The sequence below is a fragment of the Saccharothrix hoggarensis genome, from assembly GCF_052936025.1.
This window is the reverse complement of record NZ_CP193624.1, coordinates 1,641,065-1,657,133: the sequence shown is the minus strand read 5'-3', so window position 1 is coordinate 1,657,133 and position 16,069 is coordinate 1,641,065. Positions and strand designations below refer to the sequence as shown.

The 16,069-nt window shown below is 71.9% G+C and carries 18 protein-coding genes; 7 read left to right on the top strand and 11 right to left on the bottom strand.

The genetic code is table 11. The annotated features are described in order from the left end of the window. Position 1: 1 nt before the first annotated feature. Together ACRAKH_RS08135 and ACRAKH_RS08130 are read left to right on the top strand one after the other, a co-directional pair. A complete protein-coding gene (locus tag ACRAKH_RS08135) occupies positions 2 to 1,243 on the top strand; it encodes an MFS transporter (RefSeq protein WP_380724514.1) in 1,242 nt (413 codons plus the stop codon). Continuing rightward, positions 1,240 to 1,983: a ferritin-like domain-containing protein gene (locus ACRAKH_RS08130; RefSeq protein WP_380724515.1), complete on the top strand. Its 744-nt coding sequence runs from the start codon at positions 1,240 to 1,242 to the stop codon at positions 1,981 to 1,983. The genes ACRAKH_RS08135 and ACRAKH_RS08130 overlap by 4 nt, the downstream gene beginning before the upstream one ends. On the opposite strand, the gene ACRAKH_RS08125 is transcribed toward ACRAKH_RS08130, so the two are convergent. From ACRAKH_RS08125 to ACRAKH_RS08110, 4 genes are all read right to left on the bottom strand, one after another. After that, the gene (locus ACRAKH_RS08125) at positions 1,935 to 2,684 is read right to left on the bottom strand and encodes a succinate dehydrogenase/fumarate reductase iron-sulfur subunit (protein ID WP_380724516.1); all 750 of its coding nucleotides are present in this window, start codon (positions 2,682 to 2,684) and stop codon (positions 1,935 to 1,937) included. The two genes, ACRAKH_RS08130 and ACRAKH_RS08125, sit on opposite strands and share 49 nt — an antisense overlap. Before the next feature lies 1 nt (position 2,685). Then, complete coding sequence (locus ACRAKH_RS08120) at positions 2,686 to 4,563, bottom strand: fumarate reductase/succinate dehydrogenase flavoprotein subunit (RefSeq protein WP_380724517.1); 1,878 nt, start codon at positions 4,561 to 4,563, stop codon at positions 2,686 to 2,688. Positions 4,564 to 4,572: 9 nt separating this feature from the next. Next, positions 4,573 to 5,334, bottom strand: coding sequence for a hypothetical protein (locus ACRAKH_RS08115; RefSeq protein ID WP_380724518.1), 762 nt, complete (start codon positions 5,332 to 5,334; stop codon positions 4,573 to 4,575). 97 nt (positions 5,335 to 5,431) lie between these two features. Then, on the bottom strand, positions 5,432 to 5,728 hold the full coding sequence (locus tag ACRAKH_RS08110) for a hypothetical protein (protein ID WP_380724519.1): 297 nt from the start codon (positions 5,726 to 5,728) through the stop codon (positions 5,432 to 5,434). Between the two features lie 224 nt (positions 5,729 to 5,952). Here ACRAKH_RS08110 and edd point away from each other — a divergent pair, with 224 nt between their 5' ends. Further along, positions 5,953 to 7,818, top strand: coding sequence for a phosphogluconate dehydratase (gene edd / locus ACRAKH_RS08105; protein ID WP_380724520.1), 1,866 nt, complete (start codon positions 5,953 to 5,955; stop codon positions 7,816 to 7,818). Continuing rightward, positions 7,815 to 8,450: a bifunctional 4-hydroxy-2-oxoglutarate aldolase/2-dehydro-3-deoxy-phosphogluconate aldolase gene (eda, locus tag ACRAKH_RS08100; RefSeq protein ID WP_380724521.1), complete on the top strand. Its 636-nt coding sequence runs from the start codon at positions 7,815 to 7,817 to the stop codon at positions 8,448 to 8,450. Before edd ends, eda begins: the two co-directional genes overlap by 4 nt. Positions 8,451 to 8,528: 78 nt before the next feature. Here the strand turns inward: eda and ACRAKH_RS08095 are convergent, their stop codons facing one another. Then, positions 8,529 to 9,170, bottom strand: a complete 642-nt coding sequence (locus ACRAKH_RS08095; protein ID WP_380724522.1) for an HAD family hydrolase — start codon at positions 9,168 to 9,170, stop codon at positions 8,529 to 8,531. Positions 9,171 to 9,224: 54 nt separating this feature from the next. Here ACRAKH_RS08095 and ACRAKH_RS08090 point away from each other — a divergent pair, with 54 nt between their 5' ends. After that, entirely contained in the window at positions 9,225 to 9,917 is a 693-nt protein-coding gene (locus ACRAKH_RS08090; protein WP_380724523.1) for a YqeB family protein, read from the top strand. Positions 9,918 to 10,217: 300 nt separating this feature from the next. Here ACRAKH_RS08090 and ACRAKH_RS08085 read toward each other — a convergent pair whose 3' ends face one another. From ACRAKH_RS08085 to ACRAKH_RS08065, 5 genes are all read right to left on the bottom strand, one after another. Further along, on the bottom strand, positions 10,218 to 10,721 hold the full coding sequence (locus tag ACRAKH_RS08085; protein ID WP_380724531.1) for a regulatory protein RecX: 504 nt from the start codon (positions 10,719 to 10,721) through the stop codon (positions 10,218 to 10,220). An 87-nt stretch (positions 10,722 to 10,808) separates the two neighbouring features. Further along, a complete protein-coding gene (gene recA / locus ACRAKH_RS08080; protein ID WP_380724524.1) occupies positions 10,809 to 11,852 on the bottom strand; it encodes a recombinase RecA in 1,044 nt (347 codons plus the stop codon). Positions 11,853 to 12,023: 171 nt separating this feature from the next. Then, positions 12,024 to 12,218: a DUF3046 domain-containing protein gene (locus ACRAKH_RS08075; RefSeq protein WP_380724525.1), complete on the bottom strand. Its 195-nt coding sequence runs from the start codon at positions 12,216 to 12,218 to the stop codon at positions 12,024 to 12,026. Between the two features lie 10 nt (positions 12,219 to 12,228). Further along, on the bottom strand, positions 12,229 to 12,690 hold the full coding sequence (locus ACRAKH_RS08070) for a cupin domain-containing protein (RefSeq protein WP_380724526.1): 462 nt from the start codon (positions 12,688 to 12,690) through the stop codon (positions 12,229 to 12,231). 69 nt (positions 12,691 to 12,759) lie between these two features. Further along, positions 12,760 to 13,704: a tetratricopeptide repeat protein gene (locus ACRAKH_RS08065; protein WP_380724527.1), complete on the bottom strand. Its 945-nt coding sequence runs from the start codon at positions 13,702 to 13,704 to the stop codon at positions 12,760 to 12,762. Positions 13,705 to 13,815: 111 nt separating this feature from the next. Here ACRAKH_RS08065 and ACRAKH_RS08060 point away from each other — a divergent pair, with 111 nt between their 5' ends. Continuing rightward, the gene (locus ACRAKH_RS08060; protein ID WP_380724528.1) at positions 13,816 to 14,655 is read left to right on the top strand and encodes a LysR family transcriptional regulator; all 840 of its coding nucleotides are present in this window, start codon (positions 13,816 to 13,818) and stop codon (positions 14,653 to 14,655) included. Between the two features lie 9 nt (positions 14,656 to 14,664). Next, on the top strand, positions 14,665 to 14,790 hold the full coding sequence (locus ACRAKH_RS08055) for a hypothetical protein (RefSeq protein ID WP_380724529.1): 126 nt from the start codon (positions 14,665 to 14,667) through the stop codon (positions 14,788 to 14,790). Positions 14,791 to 14,805: 15 nt separating this feature from the next. On the opposite strand, the gene ACRAKH_RS08050 is transcribed toward ACRAKH_RS08055, so the two are convergent. Then, on the bottom strand, positions 14,806 to 16,041 hold the full coding sequence (locus ACRAKH_RS08050) for an MFS transporter (protein ID WP_447009718.1): 1,236 nt from the start codon (positions 16,039 to 16,041) through the stop codon (positions 14,806 to 14,808). Positions 16,042 to 16,069 lie beyond the last annotated feature (28 nt).

Genomic DNA, 16,069 nt, shown 5'->3' with positions numbered 1-16,069 from the left:
CATGCCCAAGGTCGTCCACCTGCTGGCCCTCGGCATCTTCGCCATGGTGACCAGCGAGTTCGTCGTCGCCGGGCTCATGCCGCAGATGGCGGCGGGCCTGCGCGCCACCATCCCCGAGATCGGCTACCTGATCACCGCGTTCGCCGCCGCGATGGCGGTCGGCGGGCCGCTGCTCACCGTGCTGATGCTCCGACTCCGCCCGAAACCGGCGCTGATGACGTTGTTCGCCGTCTTCCTGGCCGGCAACGTCCTCGCCGCCACCGCCACCGACTACGGCGTGATGCTCGCCGCCCGCGTCGTCACCGGCGCGGCCTCCCAGGCGTTCTTCGGCGTCGCGATCTCGGTGACGTCCGCGCTGGTCGAGGAGCGGCTGCGCGGCCGGGCCACCGCGACCGTCCTCAACGGACTGATGTTCGGCACGCTGCTGGGCCTGCCGCTGGCGACGTTCACCGGCGAGCACCTGGGCTGGCGGGCGGCGTTCTGGGGCATCGCCGTGCTCACCGTCGTCGCCGCCGCGAGCACGTTCGCCGGGATGCCGCGCCTCGACCACGTCAACGGCGACACGACCGTGCGCGCCGAGCTGCGGGCCGTCGCCCGCCCGAGGCTGTGGCTGGTGCTGTCCACCAGCACGTTCGTCATCGGCGCGACGTTCGCCGCGTTCAGCTACGTCAACCCGGTCCTGACCGAGGTCACCGGCTTCGACCCGCGCGCGGTGCCGTTGCTGCTCGCCGCCTACGGCGTGGCCACGCTCGTCGGCAACCACGTGGTGGGCCGGTTCGCCGACCGGCACGCGCTGCCGACGCTGGTCACCGGCCTGGGGCTGAACGCCGCGTTCCTCACCGGGTTCGCCCTGCTCGCCCACGTGCCGCCGGTGGCCGTGGTGTGCCTGCTGGGCATCGGCCTGGTCGGCGTCACGATGAACCCGGCGCTGGTGACGCGGGTCCAGCGCACCGGCACGGCGGGACCGCTGGTCAACACCGTGCACGGGTCGTTCATCACGCTCGGCATCATCATCGGGTCCTGGCTGGGCGGCCTGCTCATCACCGACCACGGCCTGCGCGCGCCGCTGTGGCTGGGCGCGGGGCTGGCGCTGGTCGGCCTGCTCACCCTGATCCCGGACCTGCGGCGACGGGCGGGCGTGAACCGGTCTCCGCGAAACCTCCACGGGATCTCCCCACGCGCGGGGCAGGGGTCCGTCCATCCTGGACCCGGGGGCCCGGCACGCAGAGGAGGACGATCGTGAGCAGCTTCAACCACTGGGTGCGCGAGTTCGAGGCCGAGGCGCGGCGGCGGGCGGAGGTGGGCGACCCGGACTTCGACCGGACGGCGCGGGTGCACCCCGCGGTGGTGCGGAGCGTCCAGCGGTTCCAGGTCGGCGAGGCGGGCGACGGCGCGAACCTGATAGCGAAGGCCGAGGGAGCCGGGGACGACGACTACTCGCGCGTGGTGCGGTTGTTCGTCAAGGAGGAGCAGAACCACGCGCGGCTGCTCGCGCTGCTGCTGTCGTCGGCCGGCGCGACGACGATCGCGAGCCACTGGTCGGACGCGGTGTTCGTGCGGCTGCGGCGGGCGTTGGGGCTGCGCCTGGAGCTGATGGTGCTGCTGATCGCCGAGGTCGTGGCGCTGTGCTACTACCGGGCGTTGCGGGACGGCGTCGGCGATCCGCTGACGTCCGAGGTCGCGGGTCGCATCCTCGCCGACGAGGAGCGGCACGTGCCGTTCCACTGCCAACGGCTGCGGCACGCGTTCGCGGCGTGGCCGCGGCCGGTCCGGTCGGCCGTGACGGTGACCTGGTGGGTGCTGCTGGGCGGCGCGGTGGCCGCGGTGGCGTGGGACCACGGCCCCGCGTTGCGCCACCTCGGGGTGACGCGACGCGGGTTCGCCGTGGACGTGGCCCGCCTGTTCCGGACCGCCCTGACCGGGGTCCGCCGGGGTCAGGACCTCCGGAACAGCTTGTTGCCCAACCACACGATCGGGTCATAGCGCTGGTCGGCGACGCGTTCCTTCATCGGGATCAGCGCGTTGTCGGTGATCTTGATGTGCTCCGGGCACACGTCCGTGCAGCACTTCGTGATGTTGCACAGGCCCAGGCCGTGCGCGGACTGCGCCTCGGCGACGCGGTCGGCCTCGTCCAGCGGGTGCATCTCCAGCTCGGCCACGCGCATCAGGAACCGCGGTCCGGCGAACGACTCCTTGTTCTCCTCGTGGTCCCGGATGACGTGGCACGTGTTGTTGCACAGGAAGCACTCGATGCACTTGCGGAACTCCTGCGAGCGCGCGACGTCGACCTGCTTCATCCGGTACTCCCCCGGCGCGACGCCCGCGGGCGGCTTGAACGACGGGATCTCGCGCGCCTTGTGGTAGTTGTACGACACGTCGGTCACGAGGTCGCGGATCACGGGGAACGTGCGCATCGGCGTCACGGTCACCGTCTCGTCCTCCGCGAACACCGACATCCGCGTCATGCACAGCAGCCTCGGCTTGCCGTTGATCTCCGCCGAGCACGACCCGCACTTGCCCGCCTTGCAGTTCCACCGCACGGCGAGGTCGGGCGTCTGCGTGGCCTGGAGGCGGTGGATCACGTCGAGCACGACCTCGCCCTCGTTCACCTCGACGGTGAAGTCCTCCAGCCCGCCGCCCTCGTCCGAACCGCGCCACACCCGGAAGTGCCCCTGGTACCCCATGTCACCCCTCCAGCTCGTCCGCGGTCAGGTACTTCTGCAACTCGCTCGGCTCGAACAACGCCAGCAGGTCCGGCCGGATCGGGACCTGCGGCTCCTCCACGACGTCCACCGAGGAGCCGGACAGCGCGCACACCAACAACTTCCGCCGCCACTCGGCGTCCATGCCCGGGAAGTCGTCGCGCGTGTGCCCGCCGCGGCTCTCGGTGCGCAGCAGCGCGGCCCGCGCGACGCACTCGCTGACCAGCAGCATGTTCCGCAGGTCCAGCGCCAGGTGCCAGCCGGGGTTGAACTGCCGGTGCCCCTCGACCACCAGGGACGCGGCCCGCCGCTTCAGGTCGTCCAGGCGCTTGACCGCCTGGTCCATCTCGTCGGCCCGCCGGATGATGCCGACCAGGTCGTTCATCGCCTGCTGCAGCTCCATGTGCAGCGCGTACGGGTTCTCGCCGCCCTCACCGGAACCGGAGAACGGCGCCACGGCCACCCGTTCCGCCTCGGTGACGGCCTCGTCCGAGCACACCGGCCGCTCCGAGAGCCCGGCCACGTAGTCCGACGCGCCGGCGCCCGCACGGCGGCCGAACACCAGCAGGTCGGACAGCGAGTTGCCGCCCAGCCGGTTCGAGCCGTGCATGCCGCCGGACACCTCGCCGGCCGCGAACAGCCCCGGCACCGACGACGCGCCCGTGTCGGGGTCGACCTGCACGCCGCCCATCACGTAGTGGCACGTCGGCCCGACCTCCATCGGCTGCGCCGTGATGTCGACGTCCGCCAGCTCCTTGAACTGGTGGTGCATCGACGGCAGCCGCCGCATGATCTCCTCGGCGGGCAGGCGCGTCGACACGTCGAGGAACACGCCGCCGTGCTCCGAGCCGCGCCCGGCCTTGACCTCGGAGTTGATGGCACGGGCCACCTCGTCGCGCGGCAGGAGCTCCGGTGGCCGCCGGTTGTTGCCGGGGTCGGCGTACCAGCGGTCGGCCTCGGCCTCGTTGTCGGCGTACTTGTCCTTGAACACCTCGGGGATGTAGTCGAACATGAACCGCTTGCCGTCGGAGTTGCGCAGCACGCCGCCGTCACCGCGGACCGACTCGGTGACCAGGATGCCCTTCACGGACGGCGGCCAGACCATGCCGGTCGGGTGGAACTGGACGAACTCCATGTTGATCAGCGACGCGCCGGCCCGCAGCGCCAGCGCGTGGCCGTCGCCGGTGTACTCCCACGAGTTCGACGTCACCTTGAACGACTTGCCGATGCCGCCGGTCGCGAGCACCACGGCGGGCGCCTCGAACAGCACGAACCGGCCGGACTCGCGCCAGTAGCCGAACGCGCCGGCCACCTTGCCGTCGTCGAGGACCAGATCGGTGACGGTGAACTCCTGGAACACCTTCAGCCGCGACTCGTAGTCACCGGTCTCGGCGAAGTCGTCCTGCTGCAGCGACACCACCTTCTGCTGGAGGCTGCGGATCAGCTCCAACCCGGTGCGGTCGCCGACGTGCGCGAGCCGCGGGTACTCGTGGCCGCCGAAGTTGCGCTGGCTGATCCGGCCGTCCTCGGTCCGGTCGAACAACGCGCCGTAGGTCTCCAGCTCCCACACCCGGTCGGGCGCCTCCTTGGCGTGCAGCTCGGCCATCCGCCAGTTGTTGAGGAACTTCCCGCCGCGCATGGTGTCGCGGAAGTGCACCTGCCAGTTGTCGTTGGAGTTCGCGTTGCCCATGGCCGCGGCGATGCCGCCCTCGGCCATCACCGTGTGCGCCTTGCCGAACAACGACTTGCACAGCACCGCCGTGCGCATCCCGTGTTCCCTGGCCTCGATCGCGGCGCGCAGACCAGCACCGCCGGCGCCGATCACGAGCACGTCGAACGAATGCCGTTCCACCTCGGGCAAAACAACTCCCTAGTTGACGAATCGGAGGTCGGAGATCGTCCCGGAGGCGACCAGCGCGACGTAGAGGTCCGTGACGCAGACGAAGATGAGCGACGCCCACGCGAGCTGCATGTGCTTGGCGTTGAGCTTGGAGATCCGGGTCCACATCCAGTACCGCACCGGGTGCTTGGAGAAGTGCTTCAACCGTCCGCCCGCGATGTGCCGGCAGGAGTGGCACGACAGCGTGTACGCCGCGAGCAGCCCGACGTTCACCAGGAGCACCAGGTTGCCGAGGCCGACCCCGGTGCTGAACGCGTAGAACGCGTCGTAGACGTTGATCAGCAGCAGGAGCGACGCGGCGTAGAAGAAGTAGCGGTGCAGGTTCTGCGCGACCAGCGGGAACCGGGTCTCGCCCGTGTACTTGGCGTGCGGCTCGGCCACGGCGCACGCGGGCGGGGACATCCACGCCGCCCGGTAGTACGCCTTGCGATAGTAGTAGCAGGTCACCCGGAACCCGAGCAGGAACGGGATGACGACCACCGGCGGGGTGAGGAACCCCGGCAGCTCGGGCAGCGGCCGGCCGAAGTGCGCCGCCGCGGGCAGGCACTCCTCACTCAGGCACGGGGAGTACATGGGCGTGAGGTAGCGGTACTCGTCCACCCAGTAGTAGTCGCCCATGAAGGTCCGGACGGCCGCATAGATCGAGATCAGCAACAAGCCGACGAACGTCGCCAGCGGCGGTAGCCACCACCGGTCCGTCCGCAACGTGCGCTGGGCGATCTGCGCCCTCATACCTCACCTCGTTCCACGTCGTTGTGGTGCAGTGACTTCCCGGGCGAAAAGCCGAGCCGGCCCCCGCGTGGTCACGCGGGGGCCGGCATGCGGTCGATCAGGTGCGCTGGCTGCGGTAGCCGCCGAGTCCTTCGTCGTCGGCGTCCATCCACAGCTTCGGGTCGTAGGGCGTGTCGGGAACGACGACGACTTCGCGCTCGACCCTCGGAGCCTCGCGCTGCCGCGGTGTGCTGTCCAGGTCGAGCAGCTCGGTCGCGTCGATGTCCAGGCGTTCGACGTCGTTGGCCAGCCTCTGCACCGCGGCCACGTCGCCGTACCGCGCGCGCAGGCCGCCGACGCAGTGGCGCAACTGGCCAAGCGCCCGGCGCAGCTCCACGATCTCGGAGGACGTCATGGTCAGCACCTCCTTCGGGTCGGTCCGTGTGCCGACTCTGCCAACTCGACAGCGTTGTGACAAGCACCACAGCCCACCGCGTCGTGTCTCACCACCTGAATCGTTTTTGTAAGGATCATGTGTCGTGACATAGTGTGGGTGCTGTCACGTCCGTCCGTGCGACGCCAGCGCTGTCGTCCACCGGGCCCACCACGGCCCGTGATCACCACCGGAGACAGCGAACCATGAGCGTGCATCCCGTCGTCGCCGAAGTGACGGCTCGAATCGCCGCCCGCAGCGCCGCCGGCCGGTCCGCCTACCTCGACCGCATCGCCCAGGCCCAGCAGGACGGGCCCGCGCGCCGCGACATGGCGTGCAGCAACCTCGCCCACGGTTTCGCGGGGATCACGGGCGGTGACAAAGACCTCCTCCGGGCACTGCGTCGCCCGAACGTGGCGATCGTGTCCGCGTACAACGACATGCTGTCCGCCCACCAGCCGATGCACGAGTACCCGGCGTGGATCAAGGACGCGGCGCGCGCCGTCGGCGGCGTGGCCCAGTTCGCGGGCGGCGTGCCCGCCATGTGCGACGGCATCACCCAGGGCCGCGCGGGCATGGAGCTGTCCCTGTTCAGCCGGGAAGTGATCGCGATGGCGACCGGGATCGCCCTGTCGCACGAGATGTTCGACGCGGCGCTGCTGCTCGGCGTGTGCGACAAGATCACTCCCGGCCTGCTGATCGGCGCCCTGTCGTTCGGGCACCTGCCCGCGATCCTGGTGCCCGCGGGACCGATGGCCTCCGGCCTGCCCAACTCCGAGAAGGCCCGCGTGCGGCAGCTGTTCGCGGAGAACAAGGCGTCCCGCGAGGACCTGCTCGAAGCCGAGGCGCAGTCCTACCACAGCCCCGGGACCTGCACGTTCTACGGCACGGCGAACTCCAACCAGCTCGTGGTCGAGGTCATGGGCCTGCACCTGCCGGGCGCGAGCTTCGTGCCGCCGGGCACCCGGCTGCGGAAGGCGCTGACCGAGGAGGCCGCGCGGCGCGCGGTGGAGATCAGCCGCGGCGAGGACTACACCCCGATCGGGCACGTGGTGGACGTGAAGTCGGTCGTCAACGGCGTCATCGCGCTGCTGGCCACCGGCGGGTCGACCAACCACACCATGCACCTGGTGGCCATCGCGTCGGCCGCCGGCATCGAGCTGAACTGGGACGACTTCTCCGAGCTGTCGTCGGTGGTGCCGCTGCTGGCCCGCGTCTACCCGAACGGCTCGGCGGACATCAACCACTTCCAGGCCGCGGGCGGCGTGCAGTTCCTCGTCTCCACCCTGCTCGACGCGGGCCTGCTGCACGAGGACGTGAAGACCGTCGCCGGCCCCGGCCTGCGCCGCTACCGGCAGGAGCCCGTGCTGATCGAAGGCGCGCTGACCTGGCGCAACGGCCCCGACCGCTCGCTGGACACCGACGTGCTGCGGCCCGTGTCCGACCCGTTCGCGGCCGACGGCGGCCTGCGCATGCTGTCCGGCAACCTCGGCCGCGCGGTGATCAAGGTGTCGGCGGTCAAGCCGGAGCACCGGGTCGTCGAGGCGCCCGCGCGGGTGTTCACCTCGCAGGAGGCGTTCAGCGCCGCGTTCCACGCCGGTGAACTGGAGCGGGACGTGGTGGTCGTGGTGCGCCAGCAGGGGCCGCAGGCCAACGGGATGCCCGAGCTGCACAAGCTCACCCCGGCGCTGGGCGTGCTCATGGACCGCGGGTTCAAGGTCGCGCTGGTCACCGACGGCCGGATGTCCGGCGCGTCCGGCAAGATCCCGGCCGCCATCCAGGTCACGCCGGAGGCGGCCGTCGGCGGCCCGCTGGCGCGGGTGCGCGACGGCGACGTGCTGCGGCTCGACGCCGAGACCGGCACGCTGGAGGTGTTCGTGGACCCGGCGGAGCTGGCCGCGCGCGACCTGGTGGACTTCCCGCCGGACGCGCAGGCGTGGACCGGCACCGGTCGGGAGCTGTTCGCCGCGCTGCGCCGTGCGATCGGGCCCGCCGACCGCGGCGCGAGCGTGTTCGGACCGATCGCGGCCTCGCACTTCGAAGGCCAGTTCAACCAGGAGGTTTCCCGGTGACCGCCCCAGCGCACGCCACTGCCGCGGATCTGCTCGCGCTGTCCCCCGTCATCCCGGTCGTCGTCGTGGACGACGCCTCGCACGCCGTGCCGCTGGCCGAGGCGCTGCTGCGCGGTGGCGTCCGCGTCATCGAGCTGACCCTGCGCACGCCCGCCGCGCTGGCCGCGATCGAGCGGGTGGCGGCGGAGGTGCCGGGCATCGTGATCGGCGCCGGCACCGTGACCACGCCCGAGCACGCCGAGCAGGCCGCCAAGGCCGGTGCGGCGTTCCTCGTCACGCCGGGCTCGACGGACCGGGTGCTGGACGCGGCCGAGGACACCGGGCTGCCGTTCCTGCCCGGCGCGGCGACCGTGTCGGAGGCGATGCGGCTGGCCGAGCGCGGTCTGACGTCGCTGAAGTTCTTCCCGGCCGAGGCCGCGGGCGGGGTGGACTACCTGAAGTCCATCGGCGGTCCGCTGCCCGGCCTGCGGTTCTGCCCGACCGGCGGGATCACGCCCGCGAGCGCGCCGAGCTACCTGGCGTTGCCGAACGTCGGGTGCGTGGGCGGGTCGTGGCTCGCGCCGAAGGACGCCCTGGCGTCCGGTGACTTCGCGCGGATCGAAGAGCTGGCCCGGGCGGCCGCCGCGCTCTGAACACCTTCCGCGTTCGCTGGGCGTCTCCCCGACCGGTGGTCGGGAGGCGCCCAGCGCCGTTCGCGGGGTGGCGCGGGCTCACGCGAGGTGGGTGAGGGCTTCCGGGATCGAGTCGGCGACCGGCACGCCAGCCCGCTCCAGCACCGTGCGGGAACTGGTGCCGGTCGCGACCAGCACTACGTGCGCGCCGACGTGCCTGGCGGCGTCCGCGTCGTCCACCACGTCACCGATGAGCACGACGTCGTTCGGGCGCAGCCGCAGCGCTTCGAGGTGCGCGGCGAGGTGCTCGGCCTTCGAGCCGCCGTCCGCCGCGGTCTTGAGGCCGTCCACCCTGGTGAACAGCTCGCCGAGGCCGAACCGGGTGATCAGCGGGACCAGCTCGTCGTGGAACCACATCGACAGCAGTGATTGGGAGTGGCGGAGCTGCCGGAGGTGGTCGGGCACGCCCGCGGCCAGCCCGCACCGGTCCATCGAGCCCCGGTACTCGTCGTGGTAGACGTCGTCGATGCGGAGCCAGTCCGCCGCCGTGAGCGGCTGGCCGAACATCCGCTCGTAGCAGTCCTTGATGGGGCGGCTGAACGTGTCCCGCCAGTGCTCCAGCGTGATGGCCGCGTGGCCGAAGTCGGCGCAGACCCGGTTGACGGCGGCGAGCACGGCGTCGTTGTCGGCGAACAGGGTGCCGTTCCAGTCCCAGACGACGTGATCGGCCCTGATGCGCACCCGTCGAGGGTACGGCGATAAGTTGGGTCATCACTTCGGGGGAGGTAGTGAGGGATGAACGCGCGACAGACCACCGTGGTCGCCGAGCCCCACGGGCAGGTGGCGCTGGTGTCGGTCGGGTTCCCGCTGCTGGGCGCGGCCGTGGTGTGGGGCTTGAAGTCCATCGCCGGGTGGGTGGCCGGGTTGTCGTGGGCGCCGATGCAAGGGCCGTTCCGGCTCGTGGCGTCCATCCCGGAGCCGTGGGCGACGATCGGGTCGGTGGCCGTCGGCGCCGTGCTCGGGCTCGTGGTGGCCGGGATCGCGGCGCACGAGCGGCTGGTCGTCGAGGTGTTCAACGAGGGTGTCGAGCTGCTGCGGGGCGGGAAGCACCGGAGCTTCGACCGCACCCTGGTGTCGGCCGCGTTCCTGGACGGCAAGAAGCTCGTGCTGCTCGGCGTGGACACCGGCGAGCTGGCCCGGGAGAGCCACGACCTGAAGCCGGAGGAGCTGGCGAACGCCTTCCAGACCCACGGCTACCAGTGGTTGGAGGACGGCGACCCGTACCGCGACGAGTACCGGCGCTGGGTGGACGGGACGCCCGACCTCCCGCCGGGGGCGAACGCCCTGCTGAAGGTGCGGGCCGAGGCGTTGCGCAAGGACGACAAGTCCGACGCCGCCGAACTGCGCGAAGAACTGAGCCGCCTCGGCGTCGTGGTGCGCGAGGAGAAGAAGCGCCAGTACTGGCGCCTCACCCGCTCACTCCACTGACCCCCACCCCATAGCCCGGTTCTGCCCGGTGATCCGGCCAGGCTCCGCGGTTCGGCCTCGCGGTCCCGGCCTCGCAGTTCGGGACGTACGGCCGGCCGGCGGCCAGGCCAGGCGGTCTCGCCCGGCGGTTCAGGCTGAGCAATCCCTGGCCTCGCGGTCCCGGCCATGGAGTTCCGGGCCCCGTGACCCGGGCTGAGCAAGCCCCGGCCTCGCGGTCTCGGCCGGCCAGTTCCGGGCCTGACAGGGTCGGGGCGGGATGATCGGGCCTGGTCCGGCCGGGGCTGGGTTGGGGTGAGCGGGTTAGTCGTGGGTCAGGTCGTCCAGCGTGGACGTGTCCTCGCCCGCTCGGCGGAGTTCCTCGCGCACCACCCGGTAGGCGAGGCCTTCGGCGTAGCCCTTCCGGGCCAGGGCGGAGACCAGGCGGCGGATCTTGGTGGTGTCGTCCAGGCCCGCCATCGTGCGCAGCTTCTTGCGCACGAGGTCGCGTGCCCGCTGTTCCTCGGCCTCGTCGTCCACCGCGGCCACCGCCTCGGCGGCCACCTCGTCCGCGACGCCCTTGCGGCGCAGTTCCATGGCCAGGGCGCGCCGGCCCAAGCCCTGGTAGGTGTGGCGCGAGCGGACCCAGACCTCGGCGAACGCGGCGTCGTCGATCAGACCCGCCCGGTCGAACTTGGCCAGCACCAGCTCGGCCGTCTGCTCCGTGATGCCCTTGCGCAGCAGGGCGTCCTTCAGCTCCACGCGCGTGCGAGCCCGTGCGGTGAGCAGCGCGTAGCAGATGTCCGTCGCCTTGCGCTGCTCCTGCACCGGGTCGACCGGGCGCGGCTCGGTGTCGTCGGCCGAACGGTCGCGGGACAGCCCGCGACCACGGCCACCTCGTCCTGCCACGCCCGGTTAGAACTCGACGGGCGCGGGGGCGATCTCCTCGGCGTCGAGGGTGGCGCCGATGCCCAGCTTGTCCTTGATCCGCTTTTCGATCTCGTTGGCCACGTCCGGGTTCTCGCGCAGGAACTTCCGCGCGTTCTCCTTGCCCTGGCCCAGCTGGTCGCCCTCGTACGTGTACCAGGCGCCCGACTTGCGCAGGATGCCCTGGTCGACGCCCATGTCGATGAGCGAGCCCTCGCGGCTGATGCCCTGGCCGTAGAGGATGTCGAACTCGGCCTGCTTGAACGGCGGGGCCACCTTGTTCTTCACGACCTTGACCCTGGTGCGGTTGCCGACGGGCTCGCCGCCGTCCTTCAGGGTCTCGATGCGCCGCACGTCGAGCCGCACCGACGCGTAGAACTTCAGCGCCTTGCCACCGGTCGTGGTCTCGGGCGAGCCGAACATCACGCCGATCTTCTCGCGCAGCTGGTTGATGAAGATCGCGGTGGTGTTGGACGAGCTGAGCGCGCCGGTGATCTTCCGCAGCGCCTGGCTCATCAGGCGGGCCTGGAGGCCGACGTGGTTGTCGCCCATCTCGCCCTCGATCTCGGCGCGGGGCACCAGGGCCGCCACCGAGTCGATGACCAGGATGTCGAGCGCGCCGGAGCGGACCAGCATGTCCGCGATCTCCAGCGCCTGCTCGCCCGTGTCGGGCTGCGAGACCAGCAGCGCGTCGGTGTCGACGCCCAGCTTCTTCGCGTAGTCGGGGTCGAGCGCGTGCTCGGCGTCGATGAACGCCGCGATGCCGCCGTTGCGCTGGGCGTTGGCCACGGCGTGCAGCGCCACGGTCGTCTTACCGGACGACTCCGGGCCGTAGATCTCCACCACGCGGCCGCGCGGCAGGCCGCCGATGCCCAGCGCCACGTCGAGCGCGATCGCACCGGTGGGGATCACCTCGATCGGGGCGCGGCCTTCCTCGCCGAGCCGCATGACCGAGCCCTTGCCGAACTGCTTGTCGATCTGGGCCAGGGCCAGCTCGAGGGCCTTGTCCCGGTCGGGTGCCTGGGGTGCCATCTGGAATCCACCTCGGTGTGTCTTGGGGTCGCTGTGCGATGTCGGGGCCGACGTTACGGGTGGGGTCCGACATTTTTCGGCGGGGACCAGGTCACCTGCGGGGTGTTGTCACCCGGTCGTGTTGGGGAGTGTAGCCGAACAGGTGTTCGACCACCTGGCCGACACGCCAGGTCACCGCCGGTGTTCCGGCACGTCGAACGCGTCGCAGACGGCCAGCCAGATCTCCTTGGTCGGCACACCCGCCTCCAACGCCTGGTCGGGAGTCCGGCCGCCGATGGCGGACAGCACGTGGTCCCGGGCCACCATCTCCGCCCTGACCTGGCCGAACTCGTCGGCCATGAGCTTGCGGAACGTCGTGATGCGCATCGCGTCCAGGCTAGCGCGCGGCCTTCCAGACCGGGCTGTCGACGTAGTGGTTGTCGAACCGGTCCTGCGACTCGCGGATCTCCCGCGGGCTCGCCTCGCCCCGCTGCACGCGGTCGAGCAGGCGGTAGTAGTCGAACCGGCCCAGGCCCGGCGTGAAGACGAACAGGACGTCCGCGTCCGCGCCCTTGAGCGCGCCGAACGCGTGCGGCACGCGGGGCGGCACGACGAGGAAGTCGCCGCGCTCCAGCGTCACCACGTCCTCGTCCAGCAGCACTTGGAGCGTCCCGTCGAGCACGAAGAACAGCTCCGAGGCGCGGGTGTGGAAGTGCGGCGGCGCGCCGTCCGAGCCGTCGCGGAACGTGGACCGGTTGCTCGTCAGCCCGTCGAGGTCGGCGAGGAGGGTGACGACGGCGGCCGGGTCGGCGTCGAGCCTTTCGGCGTGGGCGGCGCGGACGAGGAGCGGGTTTTCCATGACGTCGAGACTCGTCGCCCGGAAGCGCCCGAACAACGACGAAGAGCGGATGGAACGATAACCCTCCGGTTATGGATCACCGGCTCCGTCGTCCGCCCCGGTGAACGCGGTCTCGGCCCCGCCCTCCGCGGAGCCGGTCACCAGGGACAGCTCCTCCAGGTACATCCGGCCCAGACCCACCTCCGACCACCTCGGCACCTCGTCCAAGACCTGTCGGCACTCGCGCAGCGCCTCGCGCGCGGCGTGGTGGTCGCCGGCCCGGCGTTCCAGTCCCGCCAGGTCCAGCCAGGCCAGGGCCGAGTCCCAGGCGTTGCCGGCGAACACCACGCTCTCGCGCTGCGCCCGAGCCGCCTCGGCGAACTCGCCCAGGTCGGCGAACACCCAGCGGAGTTGGCCCAACGTGGCCCGGTCGCGCGGCCGGCCGGCTGCCCACCGGTCGAGTTCCCGACGGGCCAGTTCCCGGTCTCCCGCCAGCAGAGCGCGCTCGACCAGGGTGAGCGGGTCCTCGACCGCCGGATCGGCCGGGAAGCGCGCCCGCCGACCCCGCGTCCACTCCGCCAAGCCCTCCTCCGACACGCGCGGCCGCCCCTCGTCATCGACCAGGAGGTCGAGGACCCCGTCCCGGTCGGCGTGCCCGCTGTCGCGCACGAAGTCGACGGTCGCCCGGACCCCCGCGGCGAACAGGTGCTCGATGTCGTAACCGGCCAAGGTGTCGAAGTTGGCCTGCTTCATCGCCGCGTGCAGCCAGACGTCCTCCACCCGCCGGTGCTCGGCGAGCAGGAAGCCGGCCAGCTCGACCTCTTCGGTCAGCCCTTGGAACGGAGCCTCGCTCCGGCACCGCGCCTCCTGCCCGGCCAACCACCGCACCAGCGGCAGGTCCTCGGGCCGGTGGTCGTACTGCAGCGCCCACAACACCTTCGCCCGCCGCACCGCGTTGCCGTCGCAGGCGTCGCCGTCCGCATCCGTGGCCTGCTCGTAGCGCAGCTCCTGCCACGCGGCGGGCGACTCCCGCATTCGTTCCAACTCGCGCCGCGCGGCCTCCATCACCCGCGAAGAATCCCACGACGCGACCACAGGCGTCAGCGGCAGCGGCCCGTACGACGACGAGCACCTAACCTGGCCGTCATGGAACGGCGTGACCTGGAGGTCTTCCTCACCCTGGCCGAGGAGCTGCACTTCAGCCGCACCGCCGAGCGCCTGCGCGTGTCCCAGGCGCGGGTCAGCCAGTCCGTCAAGCAGCTCGAACGCCGCATCGGCGCGCCCCTGTTCGACCGCACCAGCCGCCGCGTCGCGCTCACGCCCATCGGCCGCCGCCTCCGTGACGACCTCGCGCCCGCCTACCGGCAGGTCGTGGACGGCCTGGCGCGCGCTGTGGAGGCCGCGCGGGGCACGGACCTGCTGCGCGTCGGGTTCGAGGCGCCGGCGGTCGCCGACCTCGTCACGGACCTGCTCGACACCTACCGGGCCCGTCACCCCGACCGCGAGGTGCGGGTGCGGGAGGCGCCGTTCACGGACCCGTTCGCGCTGCTCAGGGCGGACGAGGTGGACGTGCTGGTGACGTTGTTCCCGGTCGGCGAGCCCGACCTGACGGCCGGTCCCGTGGTGCACGAGGAGCCCTTGGTGCTCGCCGTGGCGGACACGCACCCGTTCACGCGGCACGAGTCGGTGAACCTGGAAGACCTGGCTCGCGACACCGTCTTCCGCGCCGCCTACTGGCGTGACACGACCCCGCTGGGCGCGCCCGTCAAGCGCGGACGGGACGTCACGACGTTCCAAGAGCTGCTCACCGCGATCGCCGACGGTGAGGGCGTGTGCCCGCTGGGCGCGCACGCCGCGGGGTACTTCGCGCGGCCCAGGATCACGTTCCTGCCGCTGGTGGACGCGCCGCGGCTGGCGTGGGGCCTGGTCTGGCGCACGGCGGGTGAGACGGCGCGGGTGCGCGAGTTCGCCGCGGCGGCGCGCTAACCTCGAAGCGTGCTGTTCGCGCAGGGAGACCCCATGGACATGTCGTCGCCCATCCTGACGGTCCTGGCCATCGCCACGCTCGTCGCGGCGCTGGTCGTCGGCCTGCGCGCGCTCTGGCACAACCGCAAGCGCTGAACCGGTCGGCCCCGGTCAGCGCACCCGCTGCAACGACGTGAACAGGCACGCGGCGAGCAGCGGCAACGCGGTGAACCCGACGAGCAGGCCCAGCGTGGCGTAGGACCAGGCGGTCACCACCACGCCCGCCGTGACGCCGCCGAGCGCGCCGCCGACGTTCATGCACAGGTCGGACAACCCCTGCGCGGCCGGGCGGTCGGTCACCGCGGCCGACTCGGTGAGCAGCGCCGACCCCGCCACCAGGCCCGCCGACCAGCCGAAACCGAGCAGCGCCAGGCCGGCGGCGAGCTGCGGCGCGTCGTGCGACGGCGCCATGCCCGCGATGCCGGAGGCGGCGACCACGAGCGCCGCGCCGATCGCCAGCACGGGCACGCGGCCGAGCCGGTCGGCCATCCACCCGAACAACGGGCTGGCCACGTACATCGCGGCCACGTGCAGGCTGATCACCAGGCCGACGACGCGCAGCGACGAGCCGGCGTGGTCCATGTGCACGGGGGTCATCGACATCAGGCCCACCATCGCCATGTGGCACAGCGTCACGCCACCCACGGCGAGCTTCCCGGCGGCCGGCAGCGCCCGCCACACCGCCGCGGACCCCTTGGTGTCGCCCACTCCCCCGGTGCAGTGCGCGGGCGTGACGGCGGACTGCGCGATCGTCAGCGGGTCGGGTCGCAGGAACCGCAGCACGACCACCGCGGCCAGGCCGAACAGCAGCGCCGAGAACAGGTACGGCCCCGCGCCCACCGGCAGTCCCAGCCGCACGGCGACCTGCCCGGCCGGGTCGGCGAGGTTCGGTCCGGCGACCGCGCCGATCGTCGCCGCCCACACCACCAGCGCCACCGAGCGCGCACGGCGGTGCGGGTGGGCGAGGTCGGCGCCCGCGTACCGGGCCGCGAGGTTCGCGCTGGACGCCGCGCCGAACAGCACCAGGGCCACCAGCAGCACCTGCCACGAGCCGAGCACCACCGCGCACGCCGCCACCGCCGCGCCCACCGCGCCCGCGCCGTAGCCCAGGACGAGCGCCGGGCGGCGTCCGCGCCGGGCCGCCAGCCGGGCCGCGGGCAGCGCGAACAGGGCCGCGCCGAGCACCGCGCTGGTCTGCGCGAGCCCGCCGACGGCTTCCGAGTCCGACAGCACGGCCGCGATGAGCGTGCTCACGGCCAGGCCGATGGTGACGCCCGCCGCGCCGAGCACCTGGGTCGTCACCAGCACCCTCAGCACCCTGCGCTGCACGACGTCGACCGAGGTCATGATCATGATCGTGCCAGTGGACACCCGG

Bases quoted from the DNA above. Each gene is read 5' to 3' on its own strand.
- ACRAKH_RS08135 (WP_380724514.1), top strand. From the start codon at position 2: ATGCCCAAGGTCGTCCACCTGCTGGCCCTCGGCATCTTCGCCATGGTG.
- ACRAKH_RS08125 (WP_380724516.1), bottom strand. From the start codon at position 2,684: ATGGGGTACCAGGGGCACTTCCGGGTGTGGCGCGGTTCGGACGAGGGC.
- ACRAKH_RS08115 (WP_380724518.1), bottom strand. From the start codon at position 5,334: ATGAGGGCGCAGATCGCCCAGCGCACGTTGCGGACGGACCGGTGGTGG.
- ACRAKH_RS08110 (WP_380724519.1), bottom strand. From the start codon at position 5,728: ATGACGTCCTCCGAGATCGTGGAGCTGCGCCGGGCGCTTGGCCAGTTG.
- edd (WP_380724520.1), top strand. From the start codon at position 5,953: ATGAGCGTGCATCCCGTCGTCGCCGAAGTGACGGCTCGAATCGCCGCC.
- ACRAKH_RS08090 (WP_380724523.1), top strand. From the start codon at position 9,225: ATGAACGCGCGACAGACCACCGTGGTCGCCGAGCCCCACGGGCAGGTG.
- recA (WP_380724524.1), bottom strand. From the start codon at position 11,852: ATGGCACCCCAGGCACCCGACCGGGACAAGGCCCTCGAGCTGGCCCTG.
- ACRAKH_RS08075 (WP_380724525.1), bottom strand. From the start codon at position 12,218: ATGCGCATCACGACGTTCCGCAAGCTCATGGCCGACGAGTTCGGCCAG.
- ACRAKH_RS08070 (WP_380724526.1), bottom strand. From the start codon at position 12,690: ATGGAAAACCCGCTCCTCGTCCGCGCCGCCCACGCCGAAAGGCTCGAC.
- ACRAKH_RS08065 (WP_380724527.1), bottom strand. From the start codon at position 13,704: ATGCGGGAGTCGCCCGCCGCGTGGCAGGAGCTGCGCTACGAGCAGGCC.
- ACRAKH_RS08060 (WP_380724528.1), top strand. From the start codon at position 13,816: ATGGAACGGCGTGACCTGGAGGTCTTCCTCACCCTGGCCGAGGAGCTG.
- ACRAKH_RS08050 (WP_447009718.1), bottom strand. From the start codon at position 16,041: ATGACCTCGGTCGACGTCGTGCAGCGCAGGGTGCTGAGGGTGCTGGTG.